This window comes from Pedobacter terrae (genome assembly GCF_036946585.1).
GTDB classification, from domain to species: domain Bacteria; phylum Bacteroidota; class Bacteroidia; order Sphingobacteriales; family Sphingobacteriaceae; genus Pedobacter; species Pedobacter terrae_C.
In genome coordinates this window covers 132,971-154,917 of the sequence record NZ_JAQIIV010000007.1, presented here as the reverse complement: position 1 = coordinate 154,917, position 21,947 = coordinate 132,971, and the positions used below count along the sequence as shown (strand labels likewise).

Below are 21,947 nucleotides of genomic sequence, written 5' to 3'. Positions count from 1 at the left end.
TGGAAACTCAAGACTGATGAGTTAAGACTAGCGACTTAAACGCCAGTCCATTTTTTCAATACTGCTTTTTGAGCTGGTGTTGCGTTTTCGTTAACAGTTGCATTTAAGCGCACATTTGGATTTTCTTTCAAGGTTAAAGAAATTTCTTTTTCTAATCCATCACGTTTCACTTTAAGTTTCAAAACATCACCAATGTTCTTTTTGGCTACCAACGGGATTGCATCCAATGAAATCATCGGGCTTTTTAACCTTACCGTTGATAATGCTTCACTTAAAGTGGTATCATCTAAAGCAAGTACTACATCGTTTACATTTAATCCGCTAACCCAGGCAGCAGAGTTTCTCACAGTAGAGGTAATCATTAAACCTTCATTGGTCAACTGTCCGGCAGCACCGGTAACCGGCTTACCAGGAGTTGCATTTTCTGTAGCAACATTTACACCGGCATAACCGAAGTATTTTACATATTCTACATCATCTACTCCGTTTACATATTTTGCCCAGAAATTGGTAAAACTGATTCCTGATATTTTCTCTACCATGGCTTTAAACTCGGCATCGGTATAACCGCGCTTTAAGGTTTTGCATTGCAGGTACATGGCTTTCATTACATCATCAAGGCTTTTGGCGCCTTTGGTAGCATTTATAATTTCGAGATCCATTAAAATACCAATCACTTCGCCTTTATTATAATAGGAGATTGAATTATTTTTTGAGTTCTCATTTGGGCGATAGCCAATAATCCATGCGTCGTAACTAGATGAAGCTGCAGACTGGTATTTGGCACCCGGAGTGTTCAAAACCGTACCTACACCACCTACCAAATCTTTCAAAAATTCGTTCAAATCAGTAAAACCCGCACGGTGCAAATATTTGTTCTCGTAATAAGAGGTAAAACCTTCTGCAACCCAAAGATTGGTCGTGTAATTTTCATTATCATAATCAAATGGACCTAAAGCAATAGGGCGCAAACGTTTCACATTCCACAGGTGATGATACTCATGTGCTACTAAACTTAAAAAGCCTTTATACCCTTCGGCTGTATTGTAAGCATTTCTTGTAGCACCCAAAGTAGTGGAGTTTAAGTGCTCTAAACCTCCGCCACCTTTTAAGAAATTATGAACAATAAAAAGGTAATATTTATTTGGGTTTTCGCCATAAACTGCCGTTTCCTTTTCTACAATTTTGGCCATATCTACTTTTAGCTTTTCTTTATCATAATTACCGCCACCGTACATCGCCACTTCATGGCGAACACCCGCCGCAGTAAATTCAAAAGTATCCTGATTACCCACTTCAATAGGGCTATCATAAAGAATATCGAAATCGGAAGCTTTGTAAGTAAACTGCTCGCCGGCAACAGGAGTTAAACCAGTAGAAACCTTACTCCAGGTATTAAAAGGAATAATTTTTACCGTACTTGGCGATTTGATCATACCATCAGGATGCATAAAAATCCCTGTTGGTGATAAAAAAGCATGAGATTCGTCGATAAAAGGTGTACGCACGGAGATTTCAAATGCATAAACGCGGTAGTTGACCTGGATATTAGGCGCCTTGGCCGAGAAAATCCTCCAGGTATTTTTCCTTACTTTTTCAATTTTTACGGCTTTACCCGCTGCTGTAGCCTTAAATTCTTCTACACTTTTTTCAAATTCACGAACCAAATACGAACCTGGTGTCCAAACTGGCATTTTTACATCTATATAATCTTTTGTCAGTCCAGATATATTCATCTGTACTTCTGCATAATGTGCCTGCGGTTCTTTAAAAGACACCTCAAAGCCTATTTTTACCTGCGCTTTCGCTGCCATAATACACGTTAGTAGTAAAACTAAACTAAAAATTGATTTTTTATTAAACATATCCACTGTGTTTTGCTGCAAATTTAGATTTATTGATGAGGTTTCAATATAAAATAGCTAAATGTGGTGTAAAATAGTTGTTTCTGTTCGACTTGCGTCTGGCGTTTGGCGATTTGCGAAAAAATCCGAGCGCTTTAGCAGCAAGTGGCATCCATCATTAATAGGTTGATTTCTGAAGGGATAACAATTTACTATGAACTATTATTTTGCACCCAAACTGCGGACTTCCGACTACAGACCTCGGACTGAGATGGTAACATCCTTAATACAACAAAATTAGGACTAAACTATTTGAATATTTTTACCCTCTAATGCTGAAACATTAATTTCATTTTAATGTTGAAATACGCACTATACAAATCATAAAATGAAGAAAAGGTATATTTTCTATGCTGTTTTAGCTATAGGCCTGGCTTATCTGGTATATTACAGAATCAACGCAAATAAAAAACTTGAAGGAAAGGGTGGTGCATCTGCCGGGGCTGGAAAAGGTAAAGAGGGCGGTAAGGGAGGCACTTCCGCTCCATTGGTAGTTGATGGAATTGTAGTAAAGCCGGTATCGTTCGATAATGACCTGGAGATAACCGGCGCTATTGATGCAAATGAATCTGTTGTATTAAAAAGCGAAGTATCTGGATTGGTTACCGGAATTTATTTCAAGGAAGGCGCCATGGTATCAAAAGGAAGTGTACTGGTTAAAGTAAATGACAGAGATATACAAGCGCAATTACAGGATGCACTGACGAAACAAAAACTTTCGGGAACAAACGAGAACCGTGCAAAACAATTACTGGCAAAAGGGGCAATCAGCCAGGAAGAATATGATACTTCCCTTGCAGATTTAAAATCATTACAGGCACAGGCGCAATTGGTTAGGGCGCAATTGGCCAAAACCACTATCCGCGCACCTTTCACTGGGCGGGTAGGTTTGCGTAACATCTCTATCGGCACTTATTTAACGCCCACCACAGTAATCGCCAATTTGGTGAGTACGAATCCGGTTAAAGTTACATTCTCTGTTCCAGAGAAATATGCAGGACAGATTAAAGTGAATTCTGAAATCATATTTACTACTGATGGCTCTCCAAAAGAAAATAAAGGAAAGGTTTATGCGATAGAACCTGGGATTAATGCCGCTACCAGAACCCTGCAAATCAGGGCTTTAGCTCCTAATGCTGATAATGCTTTGTTACCAGGCTCCTTTGCGAAAATTAAACTGGCTTTAAATACCCTTCAAAATGCTATCCTGATCCCCAACGAGGCCGTTATCCCGGTTTTAAAAGGTAAAATTGTTTACATTCAAAAGGATGGCAAGGCACATGAAGTTAAAGTGGAAGCAGGTACGCGTACCGATGAAAACATTGTGATCACATCTGGATTAAAAGTTGGAGACACGGTATTAACCACCGGATCAATGGCTTTAAAGAAAGATGCACCGGTTAAAGTTCATTTGGTTAAAGAATAATTATGAGTATCTCCACTACGAGTATAAAGAGGCCCGTTCTGGCCATTGTGATGAACCTATTAATTGTTCTTTTTGGGATTATAGGTTATACTTTCTTGGGCGTGCGCGAGTACCCTTCAATCGATCCGACTGTAGTTTCGGTAAGAACCTCTTACCCTGGAGCCAATGCTGATATTATTGAATCACAAATTACCGAACCTTTAGAAAAATCGATCAATTCTATTGATGGGATCAGAAATATCTCCTCATCCAGTAACCAGGGTGCAAGTAATATTACCATAGAGTTTAACCTTGATAAAAATATAGAAGAGGCCGCAAATGATGTCCGTGATAAAGTATCGCAAGCGGCCAGAACTTTACCGAAAGATATTGACGGTTTACCAGTAGTAAGTAAAGCAGATGCGAACTCTGATCCAATTTTATCGATGACGATACAGAGTGATAAACGCAATACACTTGAATTAAGTGATTTTGCCGAAAACGTAATTGCCGACCGGATCCAAACCATTCCGGGGGTAAGTAGTGTTCAAATCCAGGGACAAAGAAAATATGCCATGCGCATCTGGATGGATCCGAACAAGCTAAGTGCTTACGGCTTAACCTCGCAAGATATTGTAACTGCACTGGATAATGAAAACGTAGAACTTCCATCAGGAAAAATTACCGGGGCCACCACCGAACTAACAGTTAAAACCTTAGGCAAACTTACCAACGAAAGTGAGTTCAACAACTTGATTTTAAAAGCGGATAGCAACCAGGTAGTTAAGCTCAAAGATGTAGGTTTTGCAGTTTTAGGGCCGGAAAACGAAGAAACCATTTTACGCGAATCAGGCAAACCGATGGTGGCTATTGCCATTATCCCCCAGCCTGGCGCCAATTACCTTGATATCAGTAAAGAATTTTACAAACGTTTTGATAAGTTAAAAGCCGATATTCCCCAAGACATTAAACTGAAAGTGGCGTTAGATAATACCCTTTTCATTAAACGTTCGGTGACCGAAGTGGCCGAGACTATTGGCCTATCGCTGGTATTGGTAATTCTAATCATCTACCTCTTTTTTAGGGATTGGGCCATCGCCTTTAGGCCATTGATCGATATTCCTGTATCATTGGTTTTCACCTTCTTTATCATGTATGCCTTTGGCTTTTCCATAAACGTGTTGAGTTTATTGGCCATTGTACTGGCTACCGGTTTGGTAGTGGATGATGGTATTGTGGTTACCGAAAATATCTTTAAAAAGGTGGAGGAAGGCATGTCGCCTTTTGAAGCAGCCATTAAAGGATCCAATGAAATCTTTTTCGCCGTAATTTCGATTTCCATTACCCTTGCAGCGGTATTTTTACCCGTAATTTTCTTACAGGGTTTTGTTGGGCGCCTGTTTAGAGAGTTCGGTGTAGTAATCGGTGCTGCTGTACTGGTATCTGCTTTTGTATCACTTACCCTAACACCGATGTTAAACGCCTACCTGATGAAAAAAGGCGGACATAAGCCGTCCAGATTTTACAACTGGACAGAACCCTATTTTGTAAAATTGAATGATGCCTACGGTTCGAACCTGAATAAATTTTTAGCTAAAAGATGGCTTTCGGTACCGATTATCCTGGTTTGTATGGGGCTTATTTTCCTTTTCTGGAAAATATTACCGAAAGAAACTGCCCCATATGATGACAGAAGTGCCATCAACATCAACGTATCTACACCAGAAGGCGCTTCATTTGCTTATACGGATAAGTTTATTATGAAATTGAATCAGTTGGTGATAGATTCTGTATCAGAAAAAAATGTGAACATTACCATCACTTCACCAAGTTTTGGTGGCTCCGGCGCAGTGAACTCTGGTATAGTACGGCTGGGTTTAACCGATCCGGAAACACGTGAGCGTTCGCAAAAGGAGATTGCAGATATGCTTACCCGGGTAACTAAAAAATATACCGAAGGTAAAACCATTGTGAACCAGCAGCCTACCATTTCGGTCGGTCGACGCGGTGGCCTACCCATTAGTTACATCATTCAGGCACAGAATTTTGAAAAGCTACGAGAGAAAATCCCATTGTTTATGGATGCAGTAGCTAAAGACCCAACATTTACTGTTTCGGATGTGAACCTGAAATTCAATAAACCTGAAATTAACCTGACCATTGACAGGGACAAAGCCAAAAACCTGGGTGTTTCTATTTCTGCCATTGCCCAAACCCTGAATTTAGGATTGAGCGGACAAAGGTTCTCGTACTTTTTTATGAACGGGAAACAGTATCAGGTAATTGGTCAGTTTGACCGGGGAGATAGAAAAGATCCCTTAGATTTAAGCTCAGTTTATGTACGTAATGATAAAGGAGAATTGGTACAGCTTGATAATCTGGTGGCCGCTAAAGAAGAAAGTAGTCCACCACAATTATACCGTAACAACCGCTTTATCGCGGCTACAGTTTCGGCTGGTCTAGCACCGGGCAAAAGTATTGGCGAAGGTATAGATGCCATGGATGCGATTTCAAAAAAAGTATTGGACGAAACTTTCTCTACGGATTTAAGTGGCGAATCGCGCGATTTCAAGGAAAGTTCTTCTAATACCTTTTTCGCGTTTGGCTTGGCCCTCCTTTTGGTTTATTTAATTCTTTCAGCACAATTTGAGAGTTTTAAAGATCCCGTTATTATTATTTTAACCGTACCAATGGCAGTTGCAGGGGCATTTTTATCACTTTGGTTATGTGGCCAAAGCTGGAATATCTTTAGCCAGATCGGCACCATCATGTTGATTGGATTAGTAACTAAAAACGGAATCTTAATTGTAGAGTTTGCCAACCAGCTTAAAGAAAAAGGCATTCCTATTCCAGAAGCCATCAGAGAAGCCGCAGTTTCGCGTTTACGCCCAATTTTAATGACCAGTTTGGCCATTGCCATTGGCGCCTTACCTATCGCGCTCGCATTGGGCGCTGCTGCAAAAAGCAGAATGAGTATGGGAACGGTGATTGTAGGCGGAACCTTGTTCTCTTTGGTATTAACCTTATTTGTAATACCGGCTATTTACTCTTATTGGGCCAAACCTTACCAACCAAATCAAGAATTAAAGGATGCACATCGTTTTGAACAGGAAGCTTTAAACACAGAAGAATAAGATGAGCAAGAAATTAAAAATATTTATCCTGCTGATAAGCTTATCGCTTTCGGGTTTTGCCCAAGAAAAATTAAGCCTGAAAGAAGCCATCACTATTGCTTTACAGCACAATTACGACATCAAAATCAGCAAAAACCAGATTGATATCGCAAAGAACAATGCCAATATTGGCAATGCCGGCATGTTACCGAATTTAACCGGAAATTACACCAATGGTGGAAGTATCCAAAATACCCGGCAAAGCCCGGTAACAGGCCCAGATCGGGTAATAACCGGGGCGAAGAGTACCAATAACAGTTATGGTGCTGAATTAAACTGGACTGTTTTTGATGGCTTTCGCATGTTTGCTAATTACGATCGTTTAAAAGAATTGCAAAAACAAGGTGAATTAAATTCGCGCTTAACCATTTTAACTACGGTGGCAGATGTAATTGCCGCCTATTACGATATTGTGAGGCAACAACAATTGGTTAAGGCGGCGGATAGTGCGATGGATGTTTCGGTATTGCGCACCAATATTGCCAAAACAAAATTACAGCTTGGACGTGGTTCCAAATTGGATGTATTGACCGCACAGGTTGATTATAATACGGATACATCAAATTACCTGCAAACCAAAAATGCTTTACAGATCGCCAAGGTTCGTTTAAACCAATTAATGGTTAGGGATATTGGAACCTCTTTTTCCGTTACAGATAGCATTGATGTGGATAAAGGCATCCTATTTAGCAAGATGGCCGAGATGGCCGAAAAGCAGAACCCCGATGTACAGAATGCGTTCATCAATCAACGCATCGCTTCCTTAAATTTAAAATCTATACGTGGCGCGCGTTATCCGGCAATTAGCCTAAACTCCGGTTACAGCAGAGCGAACAGCACGAGCCCAACAGGCTTTAACCAGAAATTTGCAGCCAATGGATTTACTTATGGTGTTACAGCGAGTATAAATTTGTTTAATGGCTTTTTACAGCGCCAGCAAGAACGCAATGCCAAAATAGAAATTGATAATTCGATTCTTAACCTGAACAAAACCAAGTTGGATGTGAATGCACAGTTACTTACTGCTTACGAAAACTACAGCACCTATCTGGATCTGATCAAATTAGAGCAGCGGAACGTAGATATTGCAAAAGAAAACTTAGATATCACCCTGGCAAAATATCGTTTGGGCAGCATAGCTCCATTAGAATTGAGAGAAGCACAGCGTAATGCCATTGATGCACAAAACCGTTTCATCGAAATGCAATATCAAGCCAAAATAGCCGAAAACAACTTAAAAACCATTAGTGGAAGTATTGATTTAGTTAACTAAACGAATTGATACCTGGCGAAAAGTAATTGTACAATAGACATATTAAGTTAAAAGCTTTAATAACAAACATTCATTTTAAAATGGTGCCAATAAGCGTTCAAACAAGTAACGAAATTATTTCAAGTGCAAAATGCTATAATTAATTTTTATATTTAGGGCCATGATACTTGTTGCAGATAGTGGCTCATCAAAAACGGATTGGATGGGTTATCACAATGGCGAAACCATTAAATTTAATACTCCTGGAATAAACCCTTATTTCTTAAATGAACAAGAAATTACCAAGCTGATTTCTAAAAATGAGTCTTTATTACAATATGCTGACGAGGTAAAAGAAATTTATTTTTTTGGCGCGGGCTGTTCTTCTCCAGACAAACATGAGGTGGTTTCAAATGGTTTATCGGCGGTTTTTGGCCATGCTTTTATCTCTGTAGATCATGATCTTTTGGGTTCAGTTTATGCTACCTGTGGAAATGCTGAAGGTTTAAACTGCATTTTAGGTACAGGTTCTAACATCTGTTACTTTGATGGCAAAAAAATCCATGATGGCCATCATGGTCTGGGTTATGTTTTAGGCGATGAAGGTTCTGGTACCTTCTTTGGGAAAAAGGTGCTACTGAGCTATCTGTATGGTAAAATGCCATCATCGTTAGCATCAGAATTTAAAAAGTCCTTCCCAGCGGAAAAAGAACAGATTATTACCAACATTTATCAGAAACCTTTCCCCAACATCTACCTGGCAGGTTTTAGCCGCTTCATGGCCAGCCATAAAGACCACCCTTTTATTCAGGAAATATTGAGAAAAGGCTTTCAGGAATTCGTGGATACGAATGTTAAGGACTATCCCAAATACAAAAACGTACCTTGCCATTTTGTAGGCTCTATTGCCTATTACTATCAGGATGCACTCATTTCGGTATTAAGAGAAAATGGTATCGAGCCCGGTAAAATTTTACAAAAACCTATAGATGAATTGTTTAATTTCATTTTACACAAAGAAGGCATTGTACAGCAGGCAAGCTAAGTCAAAATATACTTTTACTTCATAATTTGTTAAAATATCGTTAAGATTGTAAACATATCCGCGCAAACTTTTGTTATACTTTTAACAGCATATAATTGCACACACATATGAAGAGAATATTGGTAGTTGATGATGATATTGAGGTTTTAGAAACCATACAATTGATCCTGGAAATTGGAGGGTTTAAAGTTTCGGCACTAAATGATGGTGAGGAAATTTTTAACAGAATTGAAAAATTTAGTCCTGATTTAATCTTACTTGATATTTCTCTTGGGCATATAGATGGTCGTGTATTGTGCGAGCAGTTAAAATCTATTGAAAGCACTTCTAAAATTCCAATTCTCCTTATTTCAGGCTTGTACGATCAAAAAGATTTTACAACCTTAAATTACGGTCAGGATGATTTCTTATCAAAACCTTTCCAAATGGATGTATTGCTTAAAAAGATTACTAAAATTCTGTCGCTTGAAGAGGATAAACCAAGCTTTCTTTTAAATTAAATTTAATCCGATATTAAAATACTCAGCCAAGAAGACTCAAATTTTCTTGGCTTCTTTATTTGGGAGAACAAATTCATTTATCAAACGAACCTATCTAGTTATAACGATGCCAAGCAATGAATGGTTAAAAACCTGGAACGAGAAACGTGCATTACTCACTTGCCCGAACAACCTGAACGATTATTTTGAAGAAACAGTTGTTGCCGGTAAAAACATCGATCACCTGGAATTGGGGAGCGTCTCTATCCCAACCGGAGAAATCCTGGTTAGAGACCCATTGGTATATATTCAAAAAGATGCCGAACCTTATCTTATTAAAGTTCCTATAGGTGAATTTCCGGTAACTGCCGCTGTAGTCGTCCCCAATGGTGATGATTGTGCACGTTATGCAGCCATTAAAGTACAGTTTACAGCCTACGATGCCGTACGCTTTGAAGAAGCATTAATTGGAACGGAAGATCTTATTAATTTTAGTGAAGGAGAATTTTTTGGTTTTAATGTAGATGCAGGCTTGGCTTGCGTGCTGGATAAAGAAACTTTAAAACATTTTTGTGCATTTCAAGAAGCATTTCATCAAGAGCATCCCGGAAAAAACTTATATGATGATTATTTCGCTGCACTTTTTGCTGACAATTATGCCAAAAACCCTATTTACCAGCGTAAAGATGGCGACTGGATTAATTGGAAAATACCAGGAACTGATTATCATATACCATTTTTTCAAAGTGGCTTTGGCGATGGTGGATATCCGGTTTATTATGGTTTTGATATAGCAGGCGATGTATGTTCATTGATTATACAGTTTATAGATATTGAATTAGCTTACGCCGAAGAGGAATAGATATTTATATTGTAGTCTGCGGACACACCATGGAATCAGGGATCAAAATATATATCTTCCTTCCCACCTCTTCCATACTACATCCTCTTTATTAACTGCACCTGTCATTTTGGCAAACAATTTCTTTTGGAACAACCCTTGATATGCAGGATGTAGATTAAACAATTTATTTACATATGAGCATACAGGAAAAAGGAAATATTTCTATACACACAGAAAATATTTTCCCGATAATTAAGAAGTTTTTATACTCCGACAACGAAATTTTCCTTCGTGAGTTGGTTTCTAACGCAGTAGACGCTGTTCAGAAAATTAAAAGACTAGCTTCATTAGGTCAATTTAACGGCGAAGTTGGCGCACCATTGGTACAAGTTGCGGTTGATAAAGACGCCAAAACCATTACCATTAGCGATAATGGTTTGGGTATGACGGCTGAAGAGATAAAAAAGTACATTAACCAGGTTGCTTTTTCTGGCGCAAGTGAGTTTGTAGAGAAATTTAAAGATGCGAAAGATGCCAACGAAATCATCGGTAAATTTGGTTTAGGTTTCTATTCGGCATTTATGGTTGCTGATTTAGTGGAAATTCAGACTTTATCTTACCAGGATGGCGCTGAGCCTGCCCGTTGGGTATGCGATGGAAGTACAGAATTTGAAATTACAGCAGGTACTAAAACTACTCGTGGTACTGATATTATTCTCCATGTAAACAAAGATTCAGAAGAGTTTTTAGCAGAAAGCAAACTACAGGAAATCCTTAATAAATATGCCAAATTTTTACCTGTTCCAATTAAATTCGGCACTAAAACCGAATCGGTAGAAGATGGTACAGATGAAGAAGGTAAAACTAAGTATAAGGATTTAGAAGTTGATAACATCATTAACACCACTAACCCGATCTGGACAAAAGCCCCTGCAGATTTGTCAGACGAGGATTACTTAAACTTTTACCGTGAGTTATATCCATTTAGTGAAGAACCATTATTTTGGATTCACCTAAATGTTGATTATCCATTTAACTTAACGGGTGTACTGTATTTCCCTAAATTGAAAAACGATTTTGAAATGCAGCGCAACAAAATCAAATTATACTCTCGCCAGGTATTTATTACTGACGAGGTTAAAGATATTGTTCCTGAATTTTTAATGTTATTGCATGGGGTAATCGACTCTCCTGATATTCCTTTAAATGTTTCCCGTAGTTTCCTGCAGGCCGACAGCAACGTTAAAAAAATCAACAACTACATTACTAAAAAGGTTGCCGATAAATTGAGTGAGTTATTTGCTAAAGACCGCAAAGCCTACGAAGATAAATGGAAAGACATTGGTCTTTTTGTTAAATACGGAATGATTAGCGAAGAGAAGTTTTACGATAAAGCTAAAGATTTTGCTTTGGTTGGCAATACTAAAAATGAACTTTATACACTTCCTGAATATAAAGACAAGGTAACAGCGTTACAAACGGATAAAAATGGCAATGTAGTGTATTTGTATACTAACGATGCTGCAAAGCAAGATGCATTTATCCAATCTGCCAATAAAAAAGATTACGATGTTCTGGTGTTGGATTCACCAATCGACAATCACTTCATTAATCAACTGGAGCAAAAATTAGAAAAAACATCAATTAAACGCGTTGACTCAAGCGTTGTAGATAAACTCATTGAAAAAGATGAGCAGAACGAGCATGTTTTAAGTGAAGATCAGGTAAAAGAAGTAACTGCTATTTTTGAAAAAGCCATTACCAAACCTGGCCTGCATGTAGAAGTTGTAGCTTTGCATCCAGATGAGTTACCTGTTACAATTACTATGGATGAATTTATGCGCCGAATGAAAGATATGGCTGCAATGGGTGGCGGAATGAATTTTTACGGCCAAATGCCCGACAATTATAAAGTTGCCATTAATGGAAACCATAAGTTGGTAGGCAAAATTTTAAATGCCGAAGGTGAAGAGCAGCAAAACCTGGCAAAACAAGCGGTTGACCTTGCGCTTTTGGCGCAAGGCATGTTAACCGGAGCAGATTTGACCGCCTTTGTAAGCCGAAGCGTAGAGTTAATTTAGTTTAATCAGACAACCATTTTTACGGAAGAAATCGGATCGGTTTCTCCCTTTTTTATTTAGGGACATAAAAAAAGTCCTGATCGGATCAGGACTTTTATAAATTTTTTGATGGAATTCTTAAATCAATTACAATTGAGTTAGCTAACTGTTGCTACATTAACTTTTTGATCTACGTTAAAATAATCTTTATGGTCCTCAATCATTTTTGCAATGATAGCCGCTTTGGTATCAGTTATTTTAAACTCGAACAAAGGCTCTTGATTTTTCTTCGATCTTACCATCTTTTCAGTATAAAAACGGTATACTAAACCGTTGGTTAATAAACCATATTTAGCTTTTGTTTTACGGAAATATTTAGATAAGCGCGAATCGTGAATATCCAAATTATCATTGTGGTGTTTACATTCAACGAGAATCGTCGGCTCGCCATCTTTCATAATGGTGTAGTCAACTTTTTTACTTTTTTTAACTCCGAAGTCTAGAACAGCCTCAGATTGAACCTCTGAAGGATCAAATCCCAAGATTTGGATAAAAGGCATAACCAATGCATTTCTTGTTAAATCTTCAGATTGAACTTGCGGAAGCATTTTTTTAATTCTTACTGCAAATTGCCCGATTTCGTCTTTCAATTCCATATTGTTATCTATTATAGGTAGTTAGTTTTTTAAATGATATTGATTAAATACCGAATTTGCAATAGCTATAATCTGATCTAAGCTTTGTTTATCAAAAAAGTTTCTGTTCAGCATATCAACCATATAAGTTAATTTATTGATATCATTTGCCTGCATGGTAAACTGAAAACTTTTCATACCATCTTTTATTGCCTGTTGAACGTAACTACGGACAACCAAAAAAGATTTTCTAAATGAATATTCGCCAACTAACTGGCTATTAACGAGCTGTCCGTTAAGATTACTATATTCATTTTGCATTCTCTGGTACATATCTAAGTTGATTCCTTGATTTGTCAGAATCCCCTTATAATAGACTTTATTAAGTAAATATTCGTATTCGCTGTTTTTCATGTGGACGACTGGTGGATGTAGGGAATATTTCTTTGTTTTTCGGTATTTCTTTTTAAGTTTTCAATAAGCTACCCCAGTAATGTATGGCCTGTTTTTAATATTATTATCTACAGGCTACACAAGATTGGGTAGGCAGATGTTTTGTAATTAGTAATTTATAACTACCAATTATTTTGTTTTTGGCAAACAGTATAAAGATTATAAAAAGAAGGAGTGCCGGTAATTTTTTTACATCAACCACCGAGAATATTACACGAAACCCAGGTTTTTTATAGACAAAACCGGCAGATAAGTTTTTTTGAGGTGCAATTGCTAATTCAATTCATTTTTATTTAACTTGCATTCAAATCAAATAAACCAATAAATTTACTCATGAATCTAAAATGCGTTGTTATAGACGACGAGCAACATGCAATTGAGGTCTTGACTGACCACATTGCAGAAATGCCTGGTTTAACAATTTTTAAAACTTTCACCAGTCCTGTCCAGGCACTTACGGAAATAAGTGTAGAAGACGAAATTGATTTATTATTTATGGATATTGATATGCCAGGGATAAATGGATTAGAACTGGCTAAAAATATCAGGGAAAAAGCTAAATACTTGGTTTTTACCACTGCACATCCTGATTATGCCCTACAAGCATTTGATGTACAATCAGATCAGTACCTGTTAAAACCAATCTCTTTTGCAAAATTTGCTTTAGGTATCGATAGGATCTTAAAAAAAGAATCAATCAATAACAGCAAAAGCATAACGAAAGAGCCTGAACAGGTTGCGGCCCTTTATATTAAAGGAGATCACAAATATGCCTTCTCTAATATTGCTATTGATGAAATACTTTACATTAAAGCATTGCAAAATTATATACAGATTATTACCAAATCTGAGATCCACACTACATACCTTACACTTAAGGAAATTGAAAAGGCTTTAGAAAGCCACCCATTTATCCGTGTTAATAAATCTAACATCGTTGCTAAATCGGCAATTAAAAAAGTAGATGGCAATATAATCCGCCTCGTAAATAATGAGATGATACAAATTGGCGAAGGTTATAAAGAAACTTTCTTCGCCTATGTACAGAGCAGCTTATTAAAATCGAACCGGAATCAGTAGAATATTAAAGTTAGAATATCCAGGTACCGTTTGTTACGATAGTTTGACTTTGATCACCGGTTGGATGGGTTGAAAAATTATTTTGATTTTTAGTGCTTTTATAAACAAAAATAGTTTTTTTAGCAAGTTTAGTTGTATGTTGAGCTTTCATAATATAATTATTTAATATGTGATTATTTATTGTTCTTATTAATTTCTGTAAAGGTGCAACTCAAATCACAACTCAACTATTTTTTTACACAAAACCCCATTTTTAGGAGATCAAAACTCTAATTTAATAGTTTAAAAAGCAATAAAATGATCTTTTTCAACCTAAAGAAATTCCTTATAAATTATAAACTTCATCTTTTTATTTGGGGCATTTATATCATTTATGAGGTATTTATACTCGGCCTGGTAGCGAAATCTTTTAGGCCAACGGGTGCCTACGTAATCATCTATGCAAGCAACATCACTGTATTTTACGCACATGCCTTCTTTCTTAAAAAACTCTTAAGTAATACAAATTCAAAGCTAAAACCGATACAGATTGCGCTACTCATCATCCTTATTATTTTCGGTTATACGCTATTTAATTATTATGCTGGATTAGCATTTATCAAATTAGGTTTTATCAAGATAAACGGGCCAGTTCCGTTCGCCCGCGAATTTATTCTTACTTGTACTTACCGGTCTTTATACTATATCGGTTTTGCTACAGGTTACGTTTATCTTGTTAAATCATTCCAGGATCAGAAAAAAGTAGAAGCACTGGAGCGGCAGAATTTGGTTACCAAAATAGAAAAACAGGCTTTAGAAAACGACCTGGTCCAATCACAGAATAACTATCTTCGTAGTCAGATCAATCCACACTTTCTATTTAATACCTTAAACTTCATTTATAATGATGCGCGCAAAAAAGCGCCAATGGCGGCTGATGCAATTATGAACTTGGCAGAAATGATGCGTTATGCACTAAAACGCCCCACAGCATCGGAGATGGTTCCATTAAGTGAGGAAATTGAACAGATTGAACACCTGATTAATCTCCATAAACTTCGAACAGCCAATACAATCAATCTGGAACTCAAAGTAAGTGGAGATATGTTAGGATTAAGATTTCCACCACTTATCTTACTAACGCTAGTTGAAAATATATTTAAGCACGGAAATGTCACGCATTCTACCCAGCCTGCGATTATCAAAATTGCTTATGAAAATAACAAGCTAAACATCAGCACTATAAACATGATCAATGATAATAATGGCAAACAAACGGAAAGCCATCATGTAGGCATTGACAATGTCAGCAAACGTTTGAGTAGTTTTTATGGTGATGAATATATATTTAAGTATTACCGAGATCCCCTTAACCGCTATATTACTGAAATAGAAGTAAAAGTAGTTAATCCGTTGGCCAAGCTAAACCGTTAAATTTTAGTCGCATTCTGACGCTGGATATCTTTTAATAGAAAATAATACATCACCATTTCATTTGTCCGCTGGTCTTTGCTAAAAAGCCGGTTAACATGCATATGTATCAAATCGGTCAATAGCTTTGGTGCATTTTCCGGAGCACATTGTTTAAGAGTTTTGATAAATGAATCAGAAAATGCACTAAACCGCCGCTCCTGTTCTGAAGTTAATGCTGCCCTTTCTGTTTTTCGAAATTCCTGATAATGCATATTTAATTGTTTAAAATCGCTTGCATCCAACCTATGCTCCTCATTAAAGTTATCAGACATTAGTCTCACAATCTTATTGATGGTCAACTTATCTAAAATATTGGCTTCAATAATTTTGGAAACCAAAAGGCTGCACCACTTGTATTTGTTGAAATCATCGGTCTGCGTTTCTAAAAGCGATAATACAAAGTCACTGTCTGTAGCAAAGTGCTGTTCAACATCTTCGATCATATTGATACCGTAACGTTCCAACTCACGCTTATAGGTTTTGACCTGAACATCAGATACCAAACCGGAGCTTAAAAATATTTCCAGATCATCCATCAACTTTGACATCATTAACTGCCCATCTTTTGGGTTGTTGAGTTGAACCCTTAACCTAATATGGTTTCCATTTTCATTGTAGCGGATAAAAAACCATGTCTTTACCTGATCTGCGTAAGTAATGAGGAAGGGCGATATTACTTCTGTTAAAATCTGATCACTCCGCTGCTGGTGGCAATAAATTTCGAGATACAGCCATTCTTTACCTGGCAGAAAAAAACGAGTGACTTCTTTATCTGGAAATGTTTGAGCTAAATTGTGATAAATTTGCTCATTATGGCCTATGCTTAAAACAAACTGAGCCAAATAGGGTTTACCCACTTCATCAACCACAATACTATTTTGAGGCAATACCATTTCTTCAACATAGGTGTTACCATGCTTCAATACATACTGAAGGAAAGCATTTATATCATCGTCTTTCTTGAGGGCAAAACACAAAGTCTGATCGGACACCCCGGCTTTAAAATACTCACTAACACCTAAATTTTTCAGGTATGATCTGCATTCGGCGATGGAAAGCAATTTTTGACCGGAACCTAACAGTGCGTCTTTTTTAATTTTCCATTTGTTACGGCTTAAAACTATATTCTGATATTGCAACCTTGGATAATAATCCAGATCAGGAATAATGGCATCGAGCGGAAAAGAGAGATTTGATTGCAAAGCATGATGTTGCAGGTCGCACAATAACCTAAATACAGAAAGATCTGAACGGATATAATTATAGGCCGAGGCCATTCTGGGTACTAATCGTTTATTTAACTGCTTAGAGCGAAGGATTATCTCTTTGCCCTTAACTGAAATCTGTATATCATTTAATGCAAGTGGGGCTGCTGAGGTATCAAAATTTAAAATTGACAATTGATGCCCATAAATCAATTTCCGTCGGTTTACATTATCTACATTGGCTTCTACCATATAGGCCACATCAAAAAACAAAACGTCGGGATTAGCATCTTGTTCTGCGGTTGCAATGGCTTTTGCATAATTTGCCACGCCTTCATCAGCCATAGTAAATCTTCCGCTCAATGCATTAGCAGTTACCCCACCAATCTGCTCTACAAAAATCAGATCATCTTGAACTGACATAACCATACTGAATGAGTTAGGCAAAGATGCCAGTTTCTGATTGGTTGCCAAAGCGAGTTTATTCAGATAAATCGTCTTATCTTTTTCGAATCTCTGCTGAATAAGACAACCTTTTAATGCCGTTTTAATATTTTCTGTTTCGTCTCTTTTAGACGGCTTGTTAGTGAAACGTGTAATGAAATCGCTGTTCTGTCCAGATTGTTCCAACTCATCATAGCCTACCCCCATTTCTGGGTCTAATGCTAATAATAACGGCACTTCCTGATCTTCGAATTTCTTCTTAAACCTAACTTGAAACTTCTCCATAGCATCATGGCCTTTTACAGGCATGATGCTTTGGAGCATATTGATCAAACCCGGAATGGCCTGAAGCGAGCGTTCATTAATACATCCAGATAAGACTTTACGCTGCGCAATAAGATACTTTGGCTTGTCAGGCGTAGCGGTTAGACCTAAACGTTCAAAATAATCATCTCCGATGATATTGGGATCATAGTTGGTAAAAATAAGCTGTAACTCGTGCATATCCTCAAGTAACCCAAACAGATTCTGGGTTTCTGCATCATCTAAGCTTAGTTGTTTTACAAGATCGTTAAATCGAATCGGCTTTAAGCAGGCAGCCAATATCTGTTGTACAAATTCGTTTTGATCTAACTCCGCCAGTTCAAAAACACCCTCATTGCATGCAATATAACGGATACTATTGGTTGTTAAATAATAACTACTGTTACTAAATAGAAGACAATTCTCTTGCAATAGCTCTAATAATGGCAATTGAATATCATTCTTGTAAGGCCAATCAATTAGTTCGCGTACTTTTTGAACCTCATCAATCACTATTCTGCTTTCAAATGGCCTAATGGCATCTTTTAACAAACTGAAACCTGCAAATGTGCCATAAGGAGTAGATCGGAATTTTGCACGGTTAAAATATTTCCAAATGGTAAAATAAACCTTGGGAGGAAGATTTTGGATTTCGTTTGCATTTACTTCTTTTATGGTTTCATAAAAAGCTGTTGAAGATATTGAAATAGCCGACTTTAATTCCTCCCAGCAATCAACCAGTTCGGATTGATATGAAAATTTAGGCGTTCGAAAAATAACGGTTGATTGAATATTTAATTTCATTGCGTTCAAAAAGATAAGCCGAAAATTACAAAGATTAATTCAATTATTAGTTTTCAGTTCGCAATTGATGGTTATCAGTTTATGATTAATCTCAAAATACAAAATATGCAGAAATAAAAAGCGCAAAGGGCCACCCGTTAGTTTTTCGGTCCGTGAGGGCACAACACAGTGATAAAAATGGTTAATCAAGAACTTAACTACCTTTTAACTAAGAATTTTTAATCCTTTACTGGTGTATTAAAAAATATGAAAAAGGGTGTATTACAGATACCAACCAAAAAGGCCATCTCCTTTTCAGCAAGATGGCCTAAACGGGATGATAGTATGTCTTATTTTTTGGTTACTTTAAATTCTGTTCTTCTGTTTTTTGCTCTTCCTTCTGGATTATCTTTTTTCTTACCCTTCACAACAATCTCATTTGGCGCGATAGGCATTGATTCTCCGTACCCCTTAGAAGTCATTCTGGCCGCCGCAATTCCTTTGCTTTCCAGGTAATCGGTGCAAGATTTTGCCCTTCTATTTGATAAATCCATGTTGTACTCATCAGTTCCGATATTATCAGTATGAGATCCCAGTTCGATTTCCATTTCAGGATTGTCTTCCATAATCGGGATGAGGAAGTCTAATACTTTTTTAGAGCCTTCGGTGAGTTCAGCACTGTTAAATTCGTAATAAATATTTTCCAATCTAATTGGTATACCCAATTTAAAAGGGCTCAAGCAATAATCTTTATCAATCAGGGTATCTGCTTTTGCGAGTTCTTCGTAAGGATAGTTTTTAGTAATAGCGAAATAATTATCTTTTGCAAAAAGCAGTTTAATTGGTCTTTTCGAATCCACTTTAAATTTATAAATACCATCTGTGCCTGTAGTTATTTTCTGCGTTCCTTCAGCATTGGTTAATGTTACATTGGCGCCTGCCAAAGGCAATTTTGTTTTACAATCGGTTAGGAGTCCAGCTATAGAAAGATATTCCTTTCTCACTTCAAATATTTCCAAACAACAAGATGATTCGCGATCGGAACTGATATAGCCCTTTGTACCTTTATCATCAGTTGCGGTAAAATAAAGATCATCTTTTGATGAATTGAATGGATAACCCAGGTTTTTAGGCTTAGACCAATTTACCAGATCCCCTTCTGACTCAAAAAAATCAAGGCCACCAAAACCAACGCGTCCATCGGTACTGAACAATAGCTTTTTGGTTAATAAATTGTAATAGGGCGCACGTTCGTCGTCTTCAGTATTAATGGTTGGACCAAAATTTACAGCCTGGCCCAATGAGCCATCTTCGCGAATGGCACAATACCAAAGATCGAATTTGCCATAACCACCACTTCTGTCGGATGAAAAAAGCAGGAATTTACCATCGCCGGTAACAAAAGGCTGTGAAGCGTTAAAATCTTTGCTGTTAACCTGTAAACCAACAGGTTGAGGATCTGCCCATTTATCGCCTGTTTTTTTCGAGGAATAAATAGCATATTTTTCTTTATCCTTCCATGCAGTAAAATACATCGTATTTCCATCGGGCATAAAAGTAGCTGTAGCAATTTCCACGTTTTTAGGGAAATTGAAATCAACTTTTTTTACGGCGATATCAGTAGAAGTTAATTCTCCTTTACTCGCATAAATGTTATTAATAAACGGATTGGCTTTAGTTGAGACCTGAACTTCGCCGGTAGCTGTTTTAACCATGTCTTTTTTACTCCCTACGGCAACCGGACGGGATGAGGTAAAATACAACTCATTATTGATTTGAACAGGCGCATAATTAGATCCTAAACCATTCACATTGGCTGGTACTTTTTTGATTTGGACTATGCGTGGAAAACGCATTTCTTCAATCGCAAACTTACACGATTCTATTTCTTTTTGAGCATCTTTAACTAAAACATCACCTGGGTTTTTCTGGATAAACTGTTGAAAAGCATCTATGGCCTGATTAAATTTTTTATTTGCCCTTAAGCTTTCAGCATAATAAAATAAGGCCTTTCTGAAACGTGTATTGGTAAAGGTTACGGCAATAGCATAATACTTTTCAGCCTCATTAAATTCGCGGTAAAGCCTGCTGGATTCTGCAAGCTTGTATATCGATCCTTCGTAATCTTCTATCACCTTCTCATCAGTTGCCGTTTTTCTTTCTTTGCCATACGGCAAAACAAGTTGACTGCTATCTCCAGTAATTTTCAAGGCTTTTTTATAAAAGGTAGCCGCAGCATAATAATCCTTATTCTCGAAATAAGTATCTGCAACCTTCTTATAATTTACGACATACTGTGCGTTTGCAAAACCACCAAATGCCACTAAGAAAAGGAGTAATATTTTTTTCATCTTTCTAAACTTATTTTCGATAGCGATAAAACGATTGCGGTTTAAAAATCATAATCATTTTATCTGAACAATTATAAACGTGGACAAAAGAAGTTTGGACCAATTATACCATTCCGGCCGATAAGCGATATGGAGAGCTCTAAACCTCCGTTACTGTTTGACGCCCGATTGAAGGCGGAAGTATTCACATCGTAACTTAATCCAAAAACCATATTCTTTAACTGTAAACCCACAAAAGCGATTGCTGCATCTTTAATACGGTAGTTACCCCCAAAAAGAATGTTGGCAGATGGATTAACATTAAGTTGTGCATAAGCACCTAACGAAACTTCATTTGTATTACCCTGGTACATGAACAAGGCATTAGGTACAATATCCAATAGTTCTGAAGCCCTGATCCGCGCACCACCATGTCCGGTAAAACGCACTGGAACGCGTGCATTTGTACCAGAGAACCGATCCATAGGCCGTGTTAAATGCGCCGCACTAGCACCTAAGAAAACGTTGATGTTCTTGTTTGGATCGCCATCAAAAAACATAATGCCTGCATTTACATCAGGAACTAAGGATGATTGAGATGAAAGTGTTTCTCCACTCATCATGCCCCCGTCATAACCCGAAATCGGATTAAACTGATTACCAAACCTGGCCTGCGAGAAATCGAAACTACGGTTAATGATACCTGCCTGTAAACCAAAGCTAAACATCTGTAATCCTTCTGCACCAAACCTTAAGCGATATGAGCCTGATACCAAAGCAGATAGATAGTTAAAATCCAGCTCTCCTGCTCTTTGGTTTAAAATAGTTGCACCAAAGGCGAAGTTCTTTTTTGGAGCCATATCAAACGATGCACCGCCGGTTAAAAAAGAACTGTTTAGTGCACTCCATTGTTGTTTAAAATTTACAGTTGCGCGGTAGTCGCCATCTATTACTCCGGTTAATGCCGGGTTAAGGTATAATGGGTTTGCATAATATTGTGAAAAATGTGGATCAGTCTGTGCAAATGACTTCGCTGTAAACAGCAGCGATATCAGCACTGCAACATATATTTTTAAAGCCGATAGTATTTTCATGGTCTT

At 37.4% G+C, this 21,947-nt stretch carries 16 protein-coding genes; 9 read left to right on the top strand and 7 right to left on the bottom strand.

Going from position 1 to position 21,947, the window contains the following annotated elements; genetic code table 11:
* Positions 1–35 precede the first annotated feature (35 nt).
* Positions 36–1,814: a M61 family metallopeptidase gene (locus PGN18_RS12245; RefSeq protein WP_335319781.1), complete on the bottom strand. Its 1,779-nt coding sequence runs from the start codon at positions 1,812–1,814 to the stop codon at positions 36–38.
* A 418-nt stretch (positions 1,815–2,232) separates the two neighbouring features.
* On the opposite strand from PGN18_RS12245, the gene PGN18_RS12240 reads away from it, so the two are divergent.
* The 7 genes from PGN18_RS12240 (at position 2,233) to htpG (ending at position 12,183) form a co-directional block, all read left to right on the top strand.
* On the top strand, positions 2,233–3,330 hold the full coding sequence (locus tag PGN18_RS12240; RefSeq protein ID WP_335319780.1) for an efflux RND transporter periplasmic adaptor subunit: 1,098 nt from the start codon (positions 2,233–2,235) through the stop codon (positions 3,328–3,330).
* 2 nt (positions 3,331–3,332) lie between these two features.
* Positions 3,333–6,443, top strand: coding sequence for an efflux RND transporter permease subunit (locus tag PGN18_RS12235; RefSeq protein WP_335319779.1), 3,111 nt, complete (start codon positions 3,333–3,335; stop codon positions 6,441–6,443).
* Position 6,444: 1 nt separating this feature from the next.
* Positions 6,445–7,755: a TolC family protein gene (locus PGN18_RS12230; protein ID WP_335319778.1), complete on the top strand. Its 1,311-nt coding sequence runs from the start codon at positions 6,445–6,447 to the stop codon at positions 7,753–7,755.
* 160 nt (positions 7,756–7,915) lie between these two features.
* Positions 7,916–8,779, top strand: coding sequence for an N-acetylglucosamine kinase (locus PGN18_RS12225; RefSeq protein ID WP_335319777.1), 864 nt, complete (start codon positions 7,916–7,918; stop codon positions 8,777–8,779).
* Between the two features lie 107 nt (positions 8,780–8,886).
* Positions 8,887–9,279: a response regulator gene (locus tag PGN18_RS12220; RefSeq protein ID WP_090498477.1), complete on the top strand. Its 393-nt coding sequence runs from the start codon at positions 8,887–8,889 to the stop codon at positions 9,277–9,279.
* A 106-nt stretch (positions 9,280–9,385) separates the two neighbouring features.
* Entirely contained in the window at positions 9,386–10,120 is a 735-nt protein-coding gene (locus tag PGN18_RS12215) for a DUF4241 domain-containing protein (protein WP_335319776.1), read from the top strand.
* 176 nt (positions 10,121–10,296) lie between these two features.
* Positions 10,297–12,183 carry a molecular chaperone HtpG gene (gene htpG, locus PGN18_RS12210; RefSeq protein WP_442955352.1) on the top strand — a complete coding sequence of 629 codons (1,887 nt, stop codon included), beginning with the start codon at positions 10,297–10,299 and terminating at the stop codon, positions 12,181–12,183.
* 137 nt (positions 12,184–12,320) lie between these two features.
* On the opposite strand, the gene PGN18_RS12205 is transcribed toward htpG, so the two are convergent.
* Entirely contained in the window at positions 12,321–12,818 is a 498-nt protein-coding gene (locus PGN18_RS12205) for a type I restriction enzyme HsdR N-terminal domain-containing protein (RefSeq protein ID WP_335319775.1), read from the bottom strand.
* A gap of 21 nt (positions 12,819–12,839) precedes the next feature.
* The gene (locus PGN18_RS12200) at positions 12,840–13,211 is read right to left on the bottom strand and encodes a hypothetical protein (protein WP_335319774.1); all 372 of its coding nucleotides are present in this window, start codon (positions 13,209–13,211) and stop codon (positions 12,840–12,842) included.
* A gap of 372 nt (positions 13,212–13,583) precedes the next feature.
* Between PGN18_RS12200 and PGN18_RS12195 the strand changes: the two genes are divergently transcribed.
* Positions 13,584–14,330: a LytR/AlgR family response regulator transcription factor gene (locus PGN18_RS12195; protein WP_335319773.1), complete on the top strand. Its 747-nt coding sequence runs from the start codon at positions 13,584–13,586 to the stop codon at positions 14,328–14,330.
* Between the two features lie 10 nt (positions 14,331–14,340).
* Here the strand turns inward: PGN18_RS12195 and PGN18_RS12190 are convergent, their stop codons facing one another.
* Positions 14,341–14,481, bottom strand: a complete 141-nt coding sequence (locus PGN18_RS12190) for a hypothetical protein (protein ID WP_335319772.1) — start codon at positions 14,479–14,481, stop codon at positions 14,341–14,343.
* A gap of 146 nt (positions 14,482–14,627) precedes the next feature.
* On the opposite strand from PGN18_RS12190, the gene PGN18_RS12185 reads away from it, so the two are divergent.
* Complete coding sequence (locus PGN18_RS12185; RefSeq protein ID WP_335319771.1) at positions 14,628–15,743, top strand: sensor histidine kinase; 1,116 nt, start codon at positions 14,628–14,630, stop codon at positions 15,741–15,743.
* Here PGN18_RS12185 and PGN18_RS12180 read toward each other — a convergent pair.
* From PGN18_RS12180 to PGN18_RS12170, 3 genes are all read right to left on the bottom strand, one after another.
* Complete coding sequence (locus PGN18_RS12180; RefSeq protein ID WP_335319770.1) at positions 15,740–18,538, bottom strand: lantibiotic dehydratase; 2,799 nt, start codon at positions 18,536–18,538, stop codon at positions 15,740–15,742. The two genes, PGN18_RS12185 and PGN18_RS12180, sit on opposite strands and share 4 nt — an antisense overlap.
* Before the next feature lie 329 nt (positions 18,539–18,867).
* On the bottom strand, positions 18,868–20,868 hold the full coding sequence (locus tag PGN18_RS12175; protein WP_335319769.1) for an OmpA family protein: 2,001 nt from the start codon (positions 20,866–20,868) through the stop codon (positions 18,868–18,870).
* Positions 20,869–20,939: 71 nt separating this feature from the next.
* On the bottom strand, positions 20,940–21,941 hold the full coding sequence (locus PGN18_RS12170; RefSeq protein ID WP_335319768.1) for a PorP/SprF family type IX secretion system membrane protein: 1,002 nt from the start codon (positions 21,939–21,941) through the stop codon (positions 20,940–20,942).
* Positions 21,942–21,947: the final 6 nt, after the last annotated feature.